The 18509-nt window shown below is 30.0% G+C and carries 20 protein-coding genes; 19 read left to right on the top strand and 1 reads right to left on the bottom strand.

The features are described 5' to 3' along the window. Positions 1-21: 21 nt before the first annotated feature. Together efp and Fi14EGH31_RS08220 are read left to right on the top strand one after the other, a co-directional pair. Positions 22-579, top strand: coding sequence for an elongation factor P (gene efp, locus Fi14EGH31_RS08225; protein WP_022001501.1), 558 nt, complete (start codon positions 22-24; stop codon positions 577-579). Between the two features lie 17 nt (positions 580-596). Then, positions 597-1343 (top strand): SDR family NAD(P)-dependent oxidoreductase, encoded by a 747-nt coding sequence (locus Fi14EGH31_RS08220; protein WP_022001502.1) that lies wholly within the window; start codon positions 597-599, stop codon positions 1341-1343. A 39-nt stretch (positions 1344-1382) separates the two neighbouring features. Here Fi14EGH31_RS08220 and Fi14EGH31_RS08215 read toward each other — a convergent pair whose 3' ends face one another. Then, on the bottom strand, positions 1383-2636 hold the full coding sequence (locus tag Fi14EGH31_RS08215) for a methionine gamma-lyase family protein (protein WP_200764696.1): 1254 nt from the start codon (positions 2634-2636) through the stop codon (positions 1383-1385). Between the two features lie 149 nt (positions 2637-2785). Here Fi14EGH31_RS08215 and Fi14EGH31_RS08210 point away from each other — a divergent pair, with 149 nt between their 5' ends. From Fi14EGH31_RS08210 to topA, 17 genes are all read left to right on the top strand, one after another. Beyond that, entirely contained in the window at positions 2786-3457 is a 672-nt protein-coding gene (locus Fi14EGH31_RS08210) for a response regulator transcription factor (RefSeq protein WP_022001504.1), read from the top strand. Beyond that, entirely contained in the window at positions 3458-4831 is a 1374-nt protein-coding gene (locus Fi14EGH31_RS08205; RefSeq protein ID WP_117813387.1) for a HAMP domain-containing sensor histidine kinase, read from the top strand. 10 nt (positions 4832-4841) lie between these two features. After that, a complete protein-coding gene (locus tag Fi14EGH31_RS08200; protein ID WP_032090105.1) occupies positions 4842-5414 on the top strand; it encodes a xanthine phosphoribosyltransferase in 573 nt (190 codons plus the stop codon). A 17-nt stretch (positions 5415-5431) separates the two neighbouring features. After that, positions 5432-8392 carry a chromosome segregation protein SMC gene (locus Fi14EGH31_RS08195; protein WP_200764695.1) on the top strand — a complete coding sequence of 987 codons (2961 nt, stop codon included), beginning with the start codon at positions 5432-5434 and terminating at the stop codon, positions 8390-8392. Next, positions 8393-9379: a signal recognition particle-docking protein FtsY gene (ftsY, locus tag Fi14EGH31_RS08190; protein WP_032090103.1), complete on the top strand. Its 987-nt coding sequence runs from the start codon at positions 8393-8395 to the stop codon at positions 9377-9379. Continuing rightward, on the top strand, positions 9379-9708 hold the full coding sequence (gene ylxM / locus Fi14EGH31_RS08185) for a YlxM family DNA-binding protein (protein ID WP_022001509.1): 330 nt from the start codon (positions 9379-9381) through the stop codon (positions 9706-9708). Before ftsY ends, ylxM begins: the two co-directional genes overlap by 1 nt. A 9-nt stretch (positions 9709-9717) precedes the next feature. Continuing rightward, positions 9718-11106, top strand: a complete 1389-nt coding sequence (gene ffh, locus Fi14EGH31_RS08180; RefSeq protein WP_022001510.1) for a signal recognition particle protein — start codon at positions 9718-9720, stop codon at positions 11104-11106. 86 nt (positions 11107-11192) lie between these two features. Continuing rightward, positions 11193-11465 (top strand): 30S ribosomal protein S16, encoded by a 273-nt coding sequence (rpsP, locus tag Fi14EGH31_RS08175; protein WP_022001511.1) that lies wholly within the window; start codon positions 11193-11195, stop codon positions 11463-11465. Between the two features lie 2 nt (positions 11466-11467). Then, complete coding sequence (locus Fi14EGH31_RS08170) at positions 11468-11716, top strand: KH domain-containing protein (RefSeq protein ID WP_022001512.1); 249 nt, start codon at positions 11468-11470, stop codon at positions 11714-11716. A 35-nt stretch (positions 11717-11751) separates the two neighbouring features. Continuing rightward, the gene (gene rimM, locus Fi14EGH31_RS08165) at positions 11752-12252 is read left to right on the top strand and encodes a ribosome maturation factor RimM (RefSeq protein ID WP_022001513.1); all 501 of its coding nucleotides are present in this window, start codon (positions 11752-11754) and stop codon (positions 12250-12252) included. Continuing rightward, positions 12242-12961: a tRNA (guanosine(37)-N1)-methyltransferase TrmD gene (trmD, locus tag Fi14EGH31_RS08160; protein WP_022001514.1), complete on the top strand. Its 720-nt coding sequence runs from the start codon at positions 12242-12244 to the stop codon at positions 12959-12961. Before rimM ends, trmD begins: the two co-directional genes overlap by 11 nt. A 105-nt stretch (positions 12962-13066) precedes the next feature. Beyond that, positions 13067-13417 carry a 50S ribosomal protein L19 gene (gene rplS, locus Fi14EGH31_RS08155; RefSeq protein WP_022001515.1) on the top strand — a complete coding sequence of 117 codons (351 nt, stop codon included), beginning with the start codon at positions 13067-13069 and terminating at the stop codon, positions 13415-13417. Between the two features lie 82 nt (positions 13418-13499). Further along, complete coding sequence (gene lepB / locus Fi14EGH31_RS08150; RefSeq protein ID WP_022001516.1) at positions 13500-14045, top strand: signal peptidase I; 546 nt, start codon at positions 13500-13502, stop codon at positions 14043-14045. 1 nt (position 14046) lies between these two features. Next, positions 14047-14904: a ribosome biogenesis GTPase YlqF gene (ylqF, locus tag Fi14EGH31_RS08145; RefSeq protein ID WP_032090100.1), complete on the top strand. Its 858-nt coding sequence runs from the start codon at positions 14047-14049 to the stop codon at positions 14902-14904. Next, positions 14897-15526 carry a ribonuclease HII gene (locus Fi14EGH31_RS08140; RefSeq protein ID WP_107029457.1) on the top strand — a complete coding sequence of 210 codons (630 nt, stop codon included), beginning with the start codon at positions 14897-14899 and terminating at the stop codon, positions 15524-15526. The genes ylqF and Fi14EGH31_RS08140 overlap by 8 nt, the downstream gene beginning before the upstream one ends. A gap of 68 nt (positions 15527-15594) precedes the next feature. Continuing rightward, positions 15595-16347, top strand: coding sequence for a DNA-processing protein DprA (gene dprA, locus Fi14EGH31_RS08135; protein ID WP_107029456.1), 753 nt, complete (start codon positions 15595-15597; stop codon positions 16345-16347). 65 nt (positions 16348-16412) lie between these two features. Next, positions 16413-18488, top strand: coding sequence for a type I DNA topoisomerase (gene topA, locus Fi14EGH31_RS08130; RefSeq protein ID WP_022001520.1), 2076 nt, complete (start codon positions 16413-16415; stop codon positions 18486-18488). Positions 18489-18509 lie beyond the last annotated feature (21 nt).

Below are 18509 nucleotides of genomic sequence, written 5' to 3'. Positions count from 1 at the left end.
TATTAATAGGAGAGATAGTATATGGCAATTAGTGCAGGAGACTTTAGAACAGGATTAACTTTAATTATTGATGGTGATCCTTGCCAAGTGTTGGATTTCCAACATGTTAAACCTGGTAAAGGAGCAGCTATTTTAAAAACTAAAATGAGAAACTTGAAAACAGGAGCTATTCAAGAAAAGAACTTCAATGCTTCAACTAAATTTGATCAAGCTAATATTTCTAAAAAAGCAGCTCAATTTTCTTATGAAGCAGACAATACCTTCTACTTCATGGATATGGAAACATATGATACATATGAATTATCTGAAGAACAAGTTGGTTATAATAAATACTTTATTGTCGAAGGAACTGAAGTTTATTTAGTATTCTTTGAAGGATTATTATTAAACGTTTCTGTTTCTGAAAAAGTAGAATTAACTATTGTAGAAACAGATCCAGCTATCAAAGGGGCACCATCTAACCAAACAAAAGACGCTAAAACTGAAACAGGTTTAACTCTTAGAGTTCCTCAATTTATTGAACAAGGTGAAAAAATCGTTGTTTTTTCAGCTGATGGAAAATACGCAGGAAGAGCTTAATAAAGCTCTTTTTTATCATGGGTAAAGTTGTATTAATTACAGGTGGGGCCAAAGGTATTGGTAGAGCCATTGCTTTAGAGTTAGCGAAGAATCAATATGATATTGTTATTAATTATTTAACGTCAAATCAAGAAGCAGAATGTTTAAAAGAACATATTATTCAACAATATCATGTACGTTGTTTGGCTTTAAAAGCAGATGTTTCTAAAGAAGATCAAGTTGAAAAAATGATTCAAGAAATTGATAAACGATTAGGTGGTGTTGATATTTTAATCAATAATGCAGGAATTGATTTATCTAATTTGTTTCATTTAAAAACGGCGGATGAATTTAGAAAGACTTTAGATGTTAATGTTGTGGGGGCTTATAATTGTAGTAAAAGTGTTTCAGCACATATGCTTAAACAAGACTATGGACGTATTATCAATATTTCCTCGACAAATGGCATGAATACATATTATCCTATGTGTATTGATTATGATGCTTCTAAAGCGGCGCTTATTTCTTTAACACACAATTTGGCGTTTGAGTTTGGACCCTATATTCATGTAAATTGTATTGCTCCAGGATTTATTGGTACAGAAAATGAACTTGATGGCTATGATGAAGAATTTTTAAAAGAAGAACAAGAAAAAATTATGGTTAAACGCTATGGCAAACCTGAAGAAGTGGCTTATTTAGTGAAGTTTTTGATTAGTGATGAAGCTAATTTTATCAATAACTCGATTATTCGAATTGATGGTGGACAAATAGGAAGTATGTAAAAAAGACTCAATTGTTGATTCAACAGTTGAGTCTTTTTTTTATTTGTTTTTCATTTGCGTTAAGGCAAGTAAAATAGAAAGCTTACCATATTCGATTGATAAACCACCTTGCATATATAAAGTATAAGGTTCTTTTACAGGGGCATCCGCGCTTAATTCAATAGTACTTCCTTGGGTAAAACTTCCACTAGCCATAACTTCATCAAAAGGATAACCAGGCATTGGGGCAGGAAGAACACGTACAAAGGAATCAATTGGACTTGATGATTGAATTCCTTGAGTGAAATTCACTAATTTTTCCTTACTATGTAAATCTAATGTTTGGATAAGGTCTGTTCTTTTTTCGTTATAACATGGTGATACATGTTCATATCCTAATTTTTCTAACATGTATGAAGTAAAAATAGCTGTTTTTAAAGCATTTTTTACAGCATTAGGAGCCATGAACACACCTTTAAAGAAAGCATTGTTAAGATTAAAGTTCGCGCCTAAGTCTTTACCAATACCAGGGGCAGTAAGTCTTTGTGCGACTTCGTAAATTAAATCTTTTTTACCGGCAACATAACCACCTGTTGGAGCAATTCCACCGCCTAAGTTTTTCATTAATGATCCTACAACAATGTCAGCGCCAATATCTCCAGGTTCTTTTGTTTCTACAAGTTCACCATAACAGTTATCAACCATAATGATGACTTCTTGATTAACTTCTCTAATTTTATGAATAATTGATTCTATTTTATCGATTGTAAGTGATAAACGTTGACTATATCCACGAGAACGTTGAATTTCAACAAGTTTTACATTTTTTTGTTGGAGTCTTTCAACAATACTTTCTTCATCAAATTCATTATCAATTAAATCGATTTGTTCGTAATTTACACCATAGGCTTTTAATGATTGATTTGAATCACCACTTATACCAATCATTTCTTGTAAAGAATCATAAGGTGCACCACTTATAGAAATCATGGTATCACCATGTTTTAATAAAGCAGAAAGAGTTAAATATAATGCATTTGTTCCTGACATGATTTGAGGTCTTACTAAAGCATCTTCACATCCTAAAATAGAGGCGAAAATTCTTTCTAGTTTATCTCTTCCTTCATCATAGTTACCATAACCATTAATATCGGTAAAATCACTATAAGAAACTTGATTTTCTATAAAAGCAGATAAAACTTTATTTGAATTAACAAGGCAAAGTTCATCTACTTGGGCATAAATGTCTTTTAAATCATTATCTGATTGTTTAGCTAAAGCTAATAAATCTTGGTCTATTTTTTCTAATATCATTTTTACATCTCCTTTAATCTTGATATATTATACAATAAATAATTTTTTTGTGTATCTTTATCGACAAACTTCTTAGAAAGTAAATCCTAGTAGATTGTATTATTTTATTGTTTTATGATATAATTTTGAATTGAATTGAGGTGTATAAGATGAAACCAAGGGTTTTAGTTGTTGATGATGAACAAGATATTAGAGAATTGCTTAAATTTTATTTAAATAAAGAAGGCTATGAAGTGATTGAAGCGGCCAATGGTGAAGAAGCATTGACCATTTTTGAAAATGAATATATTGATTTAGGAATTATCGATGTCATGATGCCTAAAATGGATGGCTTTGAACTTGTTGAAAGTATGAAAGAATTTAAAGATGTTCCTTGTATTATGCTTACTGCCAAGGGGGAAAGCAAGGATAAGTTACGTGGCTTTTCTTCAGGGGTTGATGACTATGTTGTTAAACCTTTTGATCCTAATGAGTTAATGGCTAGAGTTAAAGCAATTATGAAAAGATATGATATTAATACATCGCATATTGTACGTTTAAATGAAGTTGAATTGGATGGGGATAAATATGAAATCAGATATAAAGATGAATGTATTCATTTGCCACTAAAACAATTTGAATTATTATTTGAACTTGCTAAACATCCTAACCAAATTTTTTCAAGGGAACAGTTGATTGAAAAGATTTGGGGTATGGATTACGATGGGTTTGATCGTACAGTAGATGTCCATATTAAAAGAATTAGAGAAAATATCGGGCATTTACCAGGTTTTAATGTTGTAACAGTCAGAGGATTAGGATACAAAGTTGAGGTAGAGTAGATGAAATCTATTTATTCAAAATTGATTTTTGGCTTTTTTATTACAATCGTAGCTTCCTTTTCAGTAGCAGGTTTTGTATCTTTAAGATTAAATGACCAACAAATTGAATCCACAGTAGAAGAAGATTTGATTACAACAAATGATTATGTTTCTAAAGTGATTTCAAATATTAATATTGAAAATAGGGATGATATTATTGACTTATATGCAAAAAGTAGTGAAATGGCCATAACATGTTATTCAAACAGTGAAGGCTATGTTGCTTATGGAAACAAAAAATATAATCCAACACCTGAACAGATGACGGCAATGTTTAAAAGTACAAACAATGAGCTTTCCTTTAAGCATCATAATGAGGTGTTAGCGTATGGTACAAAGAATATGATCAATGGGCAAGAGTATTATATCTATGTTCAAAAAGATACCAGTGGTCAAAAAAGTGCAATTGCTAATTCAGCAATTTTGATTTTGGGGTGTGTTTTTTTAACAGGAAGTATTGTCTTTTTAGTAATTGCCGATATTATTGTTAAACCTTTAACACGTTTAACAAATGCAATCAAAGAACTGAGCAATGGGAATTATAATGTTCGTGTTGATAATGTTGGACAAGATGAAATTTCTAAATTAAATCAAGGATTTAATCAAATGGCGAGGCAACTTGCAAAACAAGATGAAACAAGGCAAAAGTTTATTTCAGATATTTCTCATGAATTTCAAACACCATTGACATCTATTCAAGGATTTGCCAATATTTTAAAAGAAGAAGACTTGCCAAAAGAACAAAGAGTAAAATATGCGAATATTATTTTATATAATAGTAAAAGATTATCTTCTCTAGCAAAAAATATGTTACAATTGACCTTGCTTGATAGAGAAGAGATTGAATTAGAGTTAACAAATTATTCATTAGTTGAACAAATGAATCGAGTTATTTCTACTCAAGAAAATCAAGCAATGGAAAAAAATATAGAAATTGTCTTTGAGATGCCTAAAAAAGAAATATTTATAGAAGGAGACGAACAACGTTTAGAACAAGTTTGGACCAATATTATTTCAAATGCTATAAAGTATACAAATGAAGGTGGACTCATTACAATTACGATGAAAAAAAATTCTAAAGATATAGAAGTGTCTATAGAAGACACGGGTATTGGAATGTCTAAAGAAGTCGTTTCTCATATTTTTGAAAGATTTTATAGAGAAGATAAAGCAAGAAACGTTGAAGGAAATGGACTCGGCTTGGCAATTGTAAAATCTATTGTTGATTTACATCATGGGAAGATAGATATTTTATCTCAAGTAGATGTGGGTACAAATTTTATTGTAAGACTGCCAATTGAAAAACAAAAATTAATTGAAAGATTGAAAAGGTAAGGGGATTAGTATGTTAGAATTAAAAGAAAAGATTTTAAGTGATGGAGAAATTATTGAACCAGATATTTTAAAAGTAGATAGTTTTATTAATCATCAAATTGATCCAAAAACTTATAGATCAATTGCTAAAGAAATTAAAAGAAGATTTGCGGGGGAAAAAATCGATAAGATTTTAACAATTGAAGCATCAGGAATTGCACTGGGATTAGCACTTAGCTATGAATTAAATGATATTCCTGTTGTTTTTGCTAAAAAAGGAACATCTAAAACAGTTAATGATGATTTATATACAAGTGAAGTATATTCATATACTAAAGGAACAAGATATATTGCTTGCGTTAAAAAGAAATATTTAAATGAAAATGAAAATGTGATACTTGTAGATGATTTCTTGGCTGATGGAAATGCAATGCTTGGATTAGTCGATATGTGTAATCAAGCAAAGGCACATATTGTTGGATGCGGTATTATTATTGAAAAAGGATTTCAAAAAGGACATCAAAAATTAGTTGATTTAGGTTATAGAGTAGAATCGCTTGCGATTATTGAATCGTTTGAAAATGGTAAAATAGTTTTCAAATAGGCTAGAAAGGAGCATCTATGTATTTAAAAAAAATAGAATTACATGGATTTAAATCATTTGCAGATAAAGTTAATATAGAATTTCAGCCGGGAATAACAGGAATTGTAGGGCCTAATGGATGTGGAAAATCTAATATTTCGGATGCAGTTAGATGGGTATTAGGTGAACAATCTGTAAAATCTTTACGTGGAAGTAATATGGCAGATGTTATTTTTGCTGGTTCTCAAGATCGCCGGGCACAAAATTTAGCTGAAGTTACTTTAATATTTGATAATAGTGATCGTATGCTCAATTATGACTATAATGAAGTTGAAATTACTAGACGTCTTTATCGACAAGGAAATGAGGCTGAATATCTTTTAAATCGGCAACAATGTCGTTTAAAAGATATTACAGATCTGCTTTTAGATACGGGACTTGGAAGAGATTCGCTTTCTATTATTTCTCAAGGAAATATTTCTAATTTTGCTGATAGTCGTCCTGAAGAAAGACGAGCTATTTTTGAAGAAGCAGCAGGAGTTTCTAAATATAAAAAAAGAAAAATTGAGGCTATTAGAAAATTAGAGAGAACAACGGATAATTTAAATCGTATAAAAGATATTGTTTATGAATTAGAAAAACAAATAGCACCATTAAAAAAACAAAAAGAAAAAGCAGAAGTATTTTTAACGTTGAAGGAAAAACTTACTTCAATCGAAGTAAATGTACTTGTTCATGAAGTTTCGGAATTAAAAAATCAACTAGATACGCTATCTTTACAATTAAAAGACCTTAATGAACGACATAGTTCATTAGATGCAGAAATTTTATTGAAAGAAAGTGCTGATGATGAGATAAAAAAGAAAATGTTTGTTTTAGATAATGAAATAAACTCTCTACAAAGTCAATTATTAGAATCGATGTCTGAAGTTTCAAGACTAGAAACAAGTAAAATAGAGGTTGATCAAAAAAGAAAACATGCTTTACAGTCTCAAAACAGTGATGATATAAAGAAGAAATTGGATAACTTAAAAGCTATTTTGACGGATTTGATTGAAGAATATAATGACCGTGTTGAACGATTAAAAACAACAGAAAAATCCCTTGAAGATTTATCCCAAGAACAAACGGTTTTAACATCCAAAATCAATCATAAACATCAATCTATTAATGATCTTAATCAAGAAATTACTAAAAATAAAAATAGACAAGAAATATTAGTGGATTTAGTAGAAAATAAATCCAATTATCATCATGGTGTCAAGGCTATTATGGAACTTGCTCGTGATAATCCGGATATTATTGGTGTTTTTGGAGATTTACTAGAAAATGATTCGAAGTATGATTTAGCGGTTTCTGTTGCTTTAGGAAGTGCTTTGCAATTTATTGTTACGAAAGATAATTTACAAGCTAGATTAGCAATTAAGTTTTTAAAAGATAATAAGGCAGGACGTGCTACTTTTTTACCTTTAGCGGATATGGAACCACGTTCTTTAAGAGAAGAACATGCTATTTTATGTCCAGCTTTAGAAGGTTATTTAGGTGTATTAAGTGATTTTGTTTCAAGTTCTAAAAATATAGATAATGTTATTTTGAATCAATTGGGAAATGTTATTTTAGCTGATGATATTGATCATGCTTATGAAATATCAAAGGCAACATATGCTCGATATAAAGTTGTTACTTTGGATGGAAATATTGTCAATGTTGGAGGTTCACTTACAGGTGGAACAGTTAATCGTCAACAATCATCCATTCTTCAAAAAAGAGAACTAGAAAAAGTTAAAGAAAAATTAGATGAATTAGAACAAAAACTTGTACGTGAAAAGAATGAATTACTTAAACTTGAAAACGATGCTAAAGAATTGGCACATACACTTCTACAAAAACAAATGTCGTATGCCAAGTTAGAAGTTGTTGTTCAAGGAAAAAAGGAAGAACTTGTAATTGCTAAAGGTGAATATGAAAGTTTATCGCATCAAAGCGTTGAATTGGATGAGTTTAAAAGTGGTAAAATTGATAATCAACTTGTTTTACAATTAAATGAAGCCATCAAGCATCGAGATGAATTAACAGAAAAAATAAAATCAAAAAGAGAATTAAGAATGTCCTATGTTAATGAAAATGAGCAATTAGAATCAAAATTGAAAGATTTAAGAAGGATTCTTAAAGATATTCAAGGACAAATTAATGAAAAAGCTATTTTATCTACTAAATATGAAGGATCATTAAATAATTATTTAAGTCGATTATCTAATGAATATTCCATGACTTATGAGTATGCAAGTGAAAATTATCATGATGAAGTAGATATTGAATTTGCTAGAGGAGAGGTTGCTACACTTAGAAATGAAATAGTAACACTTGGTCATGTTAATATTGATGCTATCGAAGAATATAAAGAAGTTTCATCGCGTTACGAAAATATGAATAGTCAACGACTTGACTTAACACAAGCTCAGGATAAAATAGTACAGGCAATTGATGAAATGGATCAAATTATGATTGAGAAATTTTCAACAACATTTGAAAAGATCAATAAAGCATTTAATAATGTTTTTAGAGAATTATTTGGTGGGGGAAGAGCACAAATCAAATATACTGATCCAGATAATATTTTAGAAACGGGAATTGATATAGATGTACAACCACCAGGAAAAGCTGTGTCGAATATTACATTATTTTCTGGTGGAGAAAAAGCGTTGATTGCAATTTCATGTTTATTTGCTATTTTAAAAGTAAGACCTGTGCCAATGTGTATCTTAGATGAAGTTGAAGCAGCATTGGATATGGCTAATGTTGAAAGATTTGCAAAATTCTTAAGAGAATTTTCTAAACAAACACAATTTATTGTAGTAACACATCGTGAGGGAACGATGGAAGAATGTGATTTGTTATATGGTGCGACGATGCAACAAAAAGGTGTTACAAAACTTGTAAGTGTCAAACTTGAAGAGGCAATAGATTTTTCTAATGAAAATCGTAAGGGAGGTATTTAGATGGGATTTTTTACTCAAATAAAAGAAAAATTAGTTGGAAAGTCAACTAAGCAAAATGAAAAATATGTTGTTGGTTTAGATAAATCTTCTGAAACATTTTCAGATCGTATTAATGAATTAGCTGCCCGATTTAGAGAAATCAATGATGAGTATTTTGAAGAATTAGAAAATATTTTAATTATGGCTGATGTTGGTGTTTCGATGGTCATGAAGATTGTATCTGAAATTAAAACAGAAGTAAGAATCAGAAATATAACTGATCCAAGAGAAATTAATGATATTATTGTTGATAAAATGTTCGTTATTTATGCTAATGAAAGTGTTATGTCAACTAAAATCAATTACGCAGCAGAAGGGTTAACTGTTATTTTAATGGTTGGTGTCAATGGTGCTGGAAAAACAACAACGATTGGGAAACTTGCTCATCGTATTGTTCATGATGAAGGTAAAAAAGTCGTTGTTGCTGCGGGTGATACATTTAGAGCAGGAGCAATTGATCAATTGGCAGTTTGGGCAGAAAGAGTTGGTGTGGATATCGTTAAAGGAAAAGAAGGAGGAGATCCTTCGGCCGTTGTTTTTGATGCTTTAAATAAAGCTAAAGAAACAGGAGCGGATGTTTTAATTTGTGATACAGCAGGTCGTTTACAAAATAAAGTGAATTTAATGAACGAATTGGAAAAAATGAATCGTATCATTAAGCGTGTTGTTCCTGAAGGACCACATGAAACACTTCTTGTTGTAGATGCAACGACAGGACAAAATGGTGTTTCACAAGCTATTGAATTTTCTAAGATTACTGATATTACAGGGATTGTTCTTACAAAAATGGATGGTACTGCTAAAGGTGGAATTGTTTTATCTATTAAAGATCAACTAAATATTCCTGTAAAATTTATTGGGTTAGGTGAACAAGTTGATGATTTACAAGAATTTGACTTAGAACAATATATTTATGGATTATGTAAGGGGTTAGTTGAGGAAGCATAATGGAAAATAGTTTAGAAAAAAAGCAAAGAGTAAATCTTTTGATGGATTTATATGAAGATTTATTAACTGAAAAACAAAGAGAGTATTTAGATTTGTATTATCATGAGGATTTGTCTTTGTCAGAGATATCTTTGATTAAAAATGTTTCTAAAAATGCAGTTTTTGACAATTTAAAAAAAGCTTGTTTACATTTAGAAAATTATGAAGAAAAATTAAATTTATTAGAAAAACATCAAAAAAGACTTGAAATTATAGATGATTTAGAAAAAGATATAAAAGAAGAACATAAAAATATTGATGAACATTTACAAATGTTAAGAGATTTATAGGAGGTATATATGGCGTTTGATTCGTTATCTGAAAGATTGCAGTCAACTTTAAAAAAGGTATCTGGACAAGGTCAGTTGACTGAAAGTAATATGGAAGAGATGTTGACAGAAATTCGACTTGCTTTACTTGAAGCTGATGTCAACTATCAAGTTGTAAAAGAGTTCATTGCATCAACAAAAGAAAAAGCAATTGGTGCAGATGTCGTAGGTTCATTAAAACCTGGACAAGTTTTAGTTAAAATTGTACATGATGAATTAGTACATTTATTAGGTGATGAGGTTTCAGAAGTTGATTTTAGTAAAAAGCCAACAGTTATTATGATGGTAGGGTTACAAGGTTCTGGAAAAACAACAACTTCTGGGAAAATTGCTAAATTAATTAAGACAAAATATGCTAAAAAACCATTATTGGTTGCAGGAGATATTTATCGTCCAGCAGCCGTTGATCAATTGGTAACATTAGGAAAGCAATTAGATGTGCCTGTTTATGAAAAAGGAACATCTGAAAGTGCGGAAAATATTGTTAAAGGTGCTATGAATTATGCAGCTTTAAATAATAATGATGTTATTATTATTGATACGGCAGGACGTTTGCACATTGACGAACCTTTAATGCAAGAACTAGCAAATGTTAAAGAAATTGCAAAACCTGATGAAATTTTACTTGTTGTAGATTCATTGACAGGTCAAGATATTGTCAATGTAGCTGCTTCATTTAATGAAAAATTAAGTATTACAGGAGCTGTGCTTACTAAATTAGATGGTGATTCTCGTGGTGGGGGAGCACTTTCTATTAGACATATTACGAATGTTCCAATTAAATTTATTGGTACAGGTGAAAAATTAGATGCTATTGATTTATTCTACCCAGATCGTATGGCAGATCGTATCTTAGGAATGGGTGATGTAGTCTCTTTAGTTGAAAAAGTTCAAGATGTCTATGATGAAAAAGAAACAATGAAAGCTATGAAAAAAATGCAATCTGGACGTTTTGGATTGGATGATATGCTTGATCAAATGCATCAATTAAAGAAGTTAGGTCCACTTTCAGGAATTTTGAAAATGATTCCTGGTATGCCATCTATGCCTAATTTAAACGATGAAACAACAGATAAGAGAATGAAAGAAACAGAGTCTATTATTTATTCTATGACTTTAGAAGAACGTCGTGATCCAAGTATTATTACATTATCTAGAAAACAACGTATAGCTAAAGGATGTGGTAAAGATTTAGCAGCTATTAATAGATTATTAAAACAATTTGAACAATCTAAACAAATGATGAAACAAATGTCAAATATGGATATGGCAACAGGACTTCCAAAAATGGGAGGAGGTCACTTTGTAGGTGGTCCAAATCGTAAAAAAGTACGTCATAAAAAGAAAAAGAAAAAATAATGAAAGGTGTCAAGTAAAAATGCTTGACACCTGTTTCTATCTATGTTAAATTATACAAGCAATAAGAAAACAAGGAGGAAATATAAATGGCAGTAAAATTAAGAATGACAAGAATGGGTGCTAAAAAAAGACCTTTCTATAGAATCGTAGCAGCTGATTCAAGATCACCAAGAGATGGTAGATTTATTGAATTATTAGGTACATATAATCCATGTACTAATCCAGCTCAAGTTAACTTAAAAGAAGAAGAAATCTTAAAATGGTTAAACAATGGTGCTCAACCATCTGATACAGTTAGAAACTTATTATCTAAACAAGGTATCATGAAAAAATTTGCTGATTCAAAACAAGGTAAATAATTATGGATTATGTAAAAACACTAAAAGATATAGCGATTGAATTAGTTGAGGATAAAGAACATTTAGAAGTAAGACAAATGCCTTCTTTAGATGAGAATGTTGTTGTTTTACATGTTTATTCAGCAAAAAATGACATTGCAAAATTAATCGGTCGTAAAGGTGTTATGGCTAATTCTATTCGTCAATTAATGTCTGTTGCAGGACGTCTTTCTGATAAAAAATTAGATATTAAATTCGAATCATATGAATAGATGTGTAAAACACATCTATTTTTTTTGGAGGTTGTATGGAAAAATTAAAAATTGGAAAAATTGTTGGAACGCATGCACTTAAAGGAGAACTTAAAATACGTTCTTTTAGTGATTTCAATGATCAAAGATTTGTTGTGGGACATAAGCTTTACTTAAATGAAATTGTAGACCCTTTTATTATTAAAACTGTAAGAGTTCATAAAGGAAATTATTTAATCAGTTTTGAGGGATTACAAGATATTAATCTAGTAGAAAAATATATTGGTTATAATGTTTATGGTTTAAAAGAAGATGTTGAATTAGATGATGATGAATATTTTTACGATGATTTAATTGGTTGTCAGATCATTAATAATGATCAAGAAATTGGAAAAGTAGAATCTGTTTATTTTAATGGTGCACATGATGTTTTAACTGTACAAACAGCAAATAAAAAGATTGCTATTCCATATGTTGATGCATTTATTGAAAATGAAGATATTGAAAATAAAAAAATATTTGTTCATTTGATTAAGGGAATGTATGATGAAGATTGATATTTTATCACTATTTCCAGAAATGTTTGAAGGTTTTTTAAATACCTCAATTATCAAAAGAGCTATAGATAAAGAAGTTGTTGATATTAAGATTCATAATTTTAGAGAATTCACTCAAGATAAGCATAAACATGTAGATGATTATCCTTATGGAGGAGGACAGGGAATGGTGTTGATGTGTCAACCAATCATTGATTGCTTAAAAACATTAACAACGGATGATTCACTTGTTATTTTAATGTCTCCTCAAGGGATTACTTTAAAGCATCAAGTAGCACAAAAGCTTTCATTAGAAAAGCATCTTATTATTATTTGTGGGCATTATGAAGGATTTGATGAAAGGATTCGTGATTATGTTGATTTAGAATTGTCTATTGGTGATTATGTACTAACTGGTGGTGAACTAGGAAGTATGGTTACTTGTGATGCGGTAATAAGATTACTTGAAGGAGCTATTCGTCAAGAAAGCCATGAAGATGATTCATTTGCAGATGGATTATTAGAATACCCACAATATACAAGACCAATAGAATATGATGGGAATAGAGTGCCTGACGTATTGGTCTCTGGTCATCATGAAAATATTCGTAAATGGAGAAAATACCAATCTCTAAAGAAAACCTATTTAAAGAGACCAGATTTATTAGAAAATTATGAATTTGATGAAGAATCGGCAAATATGTTGACAAAAATTAAAAAAAAGAGTTGATATTTTTTTGAACGATGTTATAATAGCATAGGTCAATGTGACTGCATATGTTCCGCTGGTTAATCGAATGAACATACAAGACTATAAATGAAAAGGAGAAGAAAGATGAATTTAACATTAGTAGAACAAATTACTAAAAAACAATTAAAATCTGATATCCCTGTTTTCAAAGCTGGAGACACTTTAAAAGTTTATGTAAAAATTAAAGAAGGTAATAAATACCGTATCCAATTATTTGAAGGGGTTTGTATCGCAAGACAAGGTAAAGGAATTGCTGAAACTTTCACAGTTAGAAAAATTTCTTACCAAGTTGGTGTAGAAAGAACTTTCCCAGTTCATTCACCAATCATCGATAGAATCGAAGTTGCTAAAGTTGGTAAAGTACGTAGAGCTAAATTAAATTACTTACGTGGTTTATCTGGTAAAGCTGCTAGAATCAAAGAAATTAGAAAATAAGAAATGGGTAACCATTTCTTTTTTTCTACCATTAATTGTTGTATAATAGAACAGGTCTATAAGATAAAGATAGGTGATGTCTATGAAATATAGTAAAAAAACAATGATGGCAATATTAGAATTTATTGTTGTTTGTTTAGCAATTGTTTTTGTTTTTAAAGGCATAATTATGCCGATCAAAGTTGATGGTTCTTCAATGTATCCAACATTACATGACGGAGATCTTGCCTTTATGTCTCGGCTTGATTTGAATTCAAAACAAATTAAAAGATTTGATATTGTCACATTAGACTGTAAACAATTAGACAATGTAATTATTAAAAGGGTTATAGGGTTACCTGGAGAAAAAATTGTTTACAAAAATGATTGTTTGTATGTTAATGGAAAGTATATTAAAGAAAATTATCTTAATAAATCACATATAAAAGATGTAAAGAGTCGATATAATATTTCTTATTTTACTGATGATTTTGAAATTTCAGTTGGTGAAAATGAAATTTTCGTTTTAGGTGATAATAGAGTAAATTCACTTGATTCAAGAGAATTAGGATGTTTTAAAATTGAAAATGTTTTATCAAAAAAAGGAATTATACTATTTCCTTTTAATCATATGAAAGGAATGAACTAATATGGCACAAATACAATGGTTTCCTGGCCATATGGCTAAGGCAAAAAGAGAAATCGCTGATAAAATAAAATTAATAGATATTGTTGTTGAATTGGTGGATGCTAGAGCTCCATATTCAAGTAAAAATCCATTATTTAATAGTGTTGTTAATAATAAGCCAAGATTAATTGTAATGACAAAAGAAGATTTAGCAGATGATAAACTAACACAAAAATGGATAGATTTTTACAAAAGTAAAGGTTATTATGCTATAAGTGTTAATCTTAAGCAATTTAATGAATATAAAAAGATCATACAAGTTTGCAAAGAAATTTTGAAAGATAAAATGGCACGAGAAGCAAAGAAGGGATTGAAACCTCGTGCAATGCGAGCAATGGTTTTAGGTATTCCTAATGTTGGAAAATCTACTTTCATCAATCGCTTAGCAAAAAGAAAAGCAACTGTTACGGGGAATAAACCAGGTGTAACGAAAGCTCAACAAATTATTAAGGTAGATAAAGATTTTGAATTATTTGATACACCGGGTGTTTTATGGCCTAAATTCGAAAGTGAGGATATTGCTAGAAATATTGCTCTTATTGGCTCTATTAAACAGCAAATATTACCAAGGGAAGATTTATTTATTTATGCAGTTGAATATTTAGTTAAAAATTACCCTGGAACTTTGGAAAATCGTTATCAAATAGCTGTTGATTTACAAAGTGATTGGGTTGAAAAATGTTATGATGATATCGCATTTAATAAAAAAATAAAACCAGTAAGAGGGATTACTGATTATGAGCGTGTCATGGATATGTTTTTTACTGATTTATTTGATGGTGTTATTACAAAAATAACATGGGAGCTTCCAAATGAGTAATTTATTAGAATATGAAAATAGATATTATGATTTAGGTTATGATTATATTATTGGTCTTGATGAAGCTGGAAGAGGACCAATGGCTGGCGAATTAGTTGTTGCAGGAGTCATTTTTCCTAAAGGATTTTATGATGAACGTATTTTTGATTCAAAACAATTAACAGCAAAAAAAAGAGAAGCGATGTATCAAATAATTATAGAAAATGCATTAGCCTATCACATTGAAGTTATTTCTGTTGAAGATGTTGATCAATTAAATGTATATAGCGCAAGTCAAAAAGGAATGGAAAAATGTTGTCAAATTTTAAAGAGAGAAAAAATGTTTGCTTTAACAGATGCGATGCCTTTACACGATATTGAACATTTATCTATTATTAAAGGAGATACCCTTTCTATATCTATTGCAGCAGCAAGTATATTAGCTAAGGTAACAAGAGATCATTTGATGATAGATTATGCAAAAAAATATCCACAATATGGTTTTGAAAAACATAAGGGCTATGTAACCAAGGCACATAAAGAGGCACTTAGAAAATATGGTCCATGCCCTATTCATAGGAAATCTTTTAAACCAGTACAAGAAGTAATGAAAGAACAAATATCTTTAAATTTAGATATTTAGTTCTTTTTTTATAAAAAAAAGAAGAAAAAACAAATTTAAATGTCTATATAAATAGTGAGGTGATAAATATGGAAGAAATCTTACTATTTTTTGCTTTGAAGTATCAAGGTGATTTTCAAAGTATTTTAAAAGCATTGCAAGCAAAAGAGAAAGTTTCCCAAGAAGAAAGGAGGGAAGCAGTTGCTAAAGTAAATTCAAAATATACAACGATTATTTCAAGTGATTATCCAGATGCTTTAAAAGAAATATCTTGTCCACCATTTGTATTGTTTTATCATGGAAATTTGAATATTTTAAATGGTAAATGCATAGGTGTTATTGGTAAACGTGTTCCTAGTGAATATGGATCAAATATTACGGATAAAATTGTATGTGATTTAGTAAAAAATGAATATACGATTGTAAGTGGTATGGCATTAGGAATTGATACTCTCGCTCATAGAAGTGCATTAAAAAACAAAGGGAAAACAGTTGCAGTATTGGGAAGTGGAATTAATTATTGTTATCCAAAAAGAAATCAAGATTTATATGCTCAATTAAAAAGTAATCATCTTATTATTAGTGAAAAACCAGGTGATTATGTACCACAGGCTAAGGATTTTCCAAGTAGGAATCGGTTAATTGCTGGCTTAAGTGAATCTGTAGTTGTTACAGAAGCTGAAAAACGTTCAGGAACAATGATTACTGTAGGATATGCATTAGATCAAGGAAAAGATATCTATTGTATTCCATCAAGAATTGGGGATCCAATGGGGTGTAATTTATTGATTCAACAAGGGGCCAAGTTAGTATTGACTGTAAATGATATTATTGAAGATTAATGAAATGGAGTTGACAAAGTGAAAAAAAACAATAATAATAGTTTTTGCGATAAGGGGGTTATATTATGTATGATAAATTAGTCATTGTGGAATCTCCTTCTAAATCAAAAACAATAGAAAATTATTTAGGGAAGGAATATCATGTGACTTCTTCTAAAGGGCATATTAGAGATTTATCAACATCTGGTAAAGAAGGGCTAGGGATTGATCAAGAAGATCATTATAAGCCAAAATATGTTATTTCTAAGGATAAAAAAGATGTCGTTAAGGAATTGAAAGCAGCTGTTAAAGAGGCGAAAACAGTTTACCTTGCTACCGACCCTGACCGTGAAGGGGAAGCAATTTCATGGCATTTAGCAGATGTTTTAGGTTTAGATATGGATGATGATAATCGTATTGTTTTTAATGAGGTAACAAAAGATGCAGTTGTTGATGCATTGAATCATCCTCGTAAAATTGATCAAAATCTTGTAAAATCTCAAGAAACAAGAAGAGTATTGGATAGAATTATTGGATTTAAATTATCTAAATTATTACAAAGAAAAATTAAATCTAAATCAGCTGGTCGAGTTCAATCGGTTGCTTTAAGATTAATTGTTGAAAAAGAACGTGAAATCGAAGCCTTTGTTCCAGAAGAATACTGGAAAATCAAAGCACAATTTGAAAAAGATGAAATTGAATTTACAGGTGAACTTAATAAAAAAGGAACAAAGAAGTTAAAAATTTCAAATGAACAAGAAGCTTTAGAAATCTTTAATGCACTTTCTAAAGAATTTGTTATTGATAGTGTAAAAAAATCAAGTAAGAAAAGAGAATCAAAACCACCATTTATTACTTCAACATTACAACAAGAAGCGTCTTCTAAATTAGGCTTTAAAGCAAGAAAGACAATGATGATTGCTCAAAAGCTATATGAAGGAATTGCTTTAGAAGATGAAACAGTAGGACTTATTACTTATATGCGTACAGATTCGACTAGATTGTCAGATTTATTTGTAGAAAGTGCTACAGAATATATTAAAGAAAAATATGGTCAAAATTATGTTGGAAAAGTAAAAGTAAGTAAAAAGAAAGAAAATGTACAAGATGCTCACGAAGGAATTCGTCCAACAAGTGCAATGCGTACACCTGAGTCTGTTAAAGAGTATTTAAGTGCGGATGAATTTAAATTGTATTCTTTAATTTATGCTAGAGCATTGGCGTCATTAATGGCACCATCTCGTTTTGATGCAACAAGTGTAGTATTAGAAAATAATAACTATTATTTTAACGCAAGTGGTTCAGTATTAAAATTTGATGGTTATTTACGTTTATATAGCCCATATGAAAAACAAAAAGATGAAATTTTACCTGAATTAATTGAACAAGAAATTTTAGAAAGTCAAAATATTGAAAAAACACAACATTTTACAAAACCACCTGCTCGTTATAGTGAAGCAAAACTAATTAAAGAAATGGAAGAACTTGGAATTGGTAGACCAAGTACTTATGCGATGATTATTGATACGATTCAAACTAGAGGGTATGTGGAACTTGTTGATAAAACATTTAAACCTACTGAAAGTGGAATTTTAACAAGTGATCGACTAACACAATTTTTTAATGATATTATTAATGTCGAATATACTGCACAAATGGAAAAAGAACTAGATGATATTGCAGAAGGACAAGATGATTATTTTGATGCTATAGATACATTTATTAAAAAATTCCAACCTTTATTGGATGAAGCAAATGAAAAAATGGAAGTCATTTCACCTAAAAAAACAGGAGAGAAATGTCCTGAATGTGGACATGATCTTGTTGAAAGACATGGGCGTTATGGTAAATTTATAGCTTGTGAAAATTATCCTGAATGTAAATACATCAAAAAGGAAAAAGTTGAACCTGAATTTACAGGAGAAAACTGTCCTAAGTGTGGAAGCCCAATGGTTTTTAAAACCGGAAGATATGGTAAATTTGAAGCATGTTCAAATTATCCACAATGTAAATATATTAAGAATTCTAAAAAGAAAGCAGAACCTGTTATGACAGATGAAGTTTGTCCTAACTGTGGTTCTCCAGTGGTTATTAAAAAGGGACGTTGGGGAGAATTTAAAGCTTGTTCAAATTATCCAAAATGTAAAACAATTATTAAGTAGAACATTTGTTCTACTTTTTTA

Origin of the sequence: Faecalibacillus intestinalis (assembly GCF_015097455.1) — a bacterium.
In the GTDB taxonomy this organism is placed as follows: Bacteria; Bacillota_I; Bacilli_A; order Erysipelotrichales; family Coprobacillaceae; genus Faecalibacillus; species Faecalibacillus intestinalis.
This window is presented reverse-complemented; position numbering and strand designations above follow the sequence as displayed.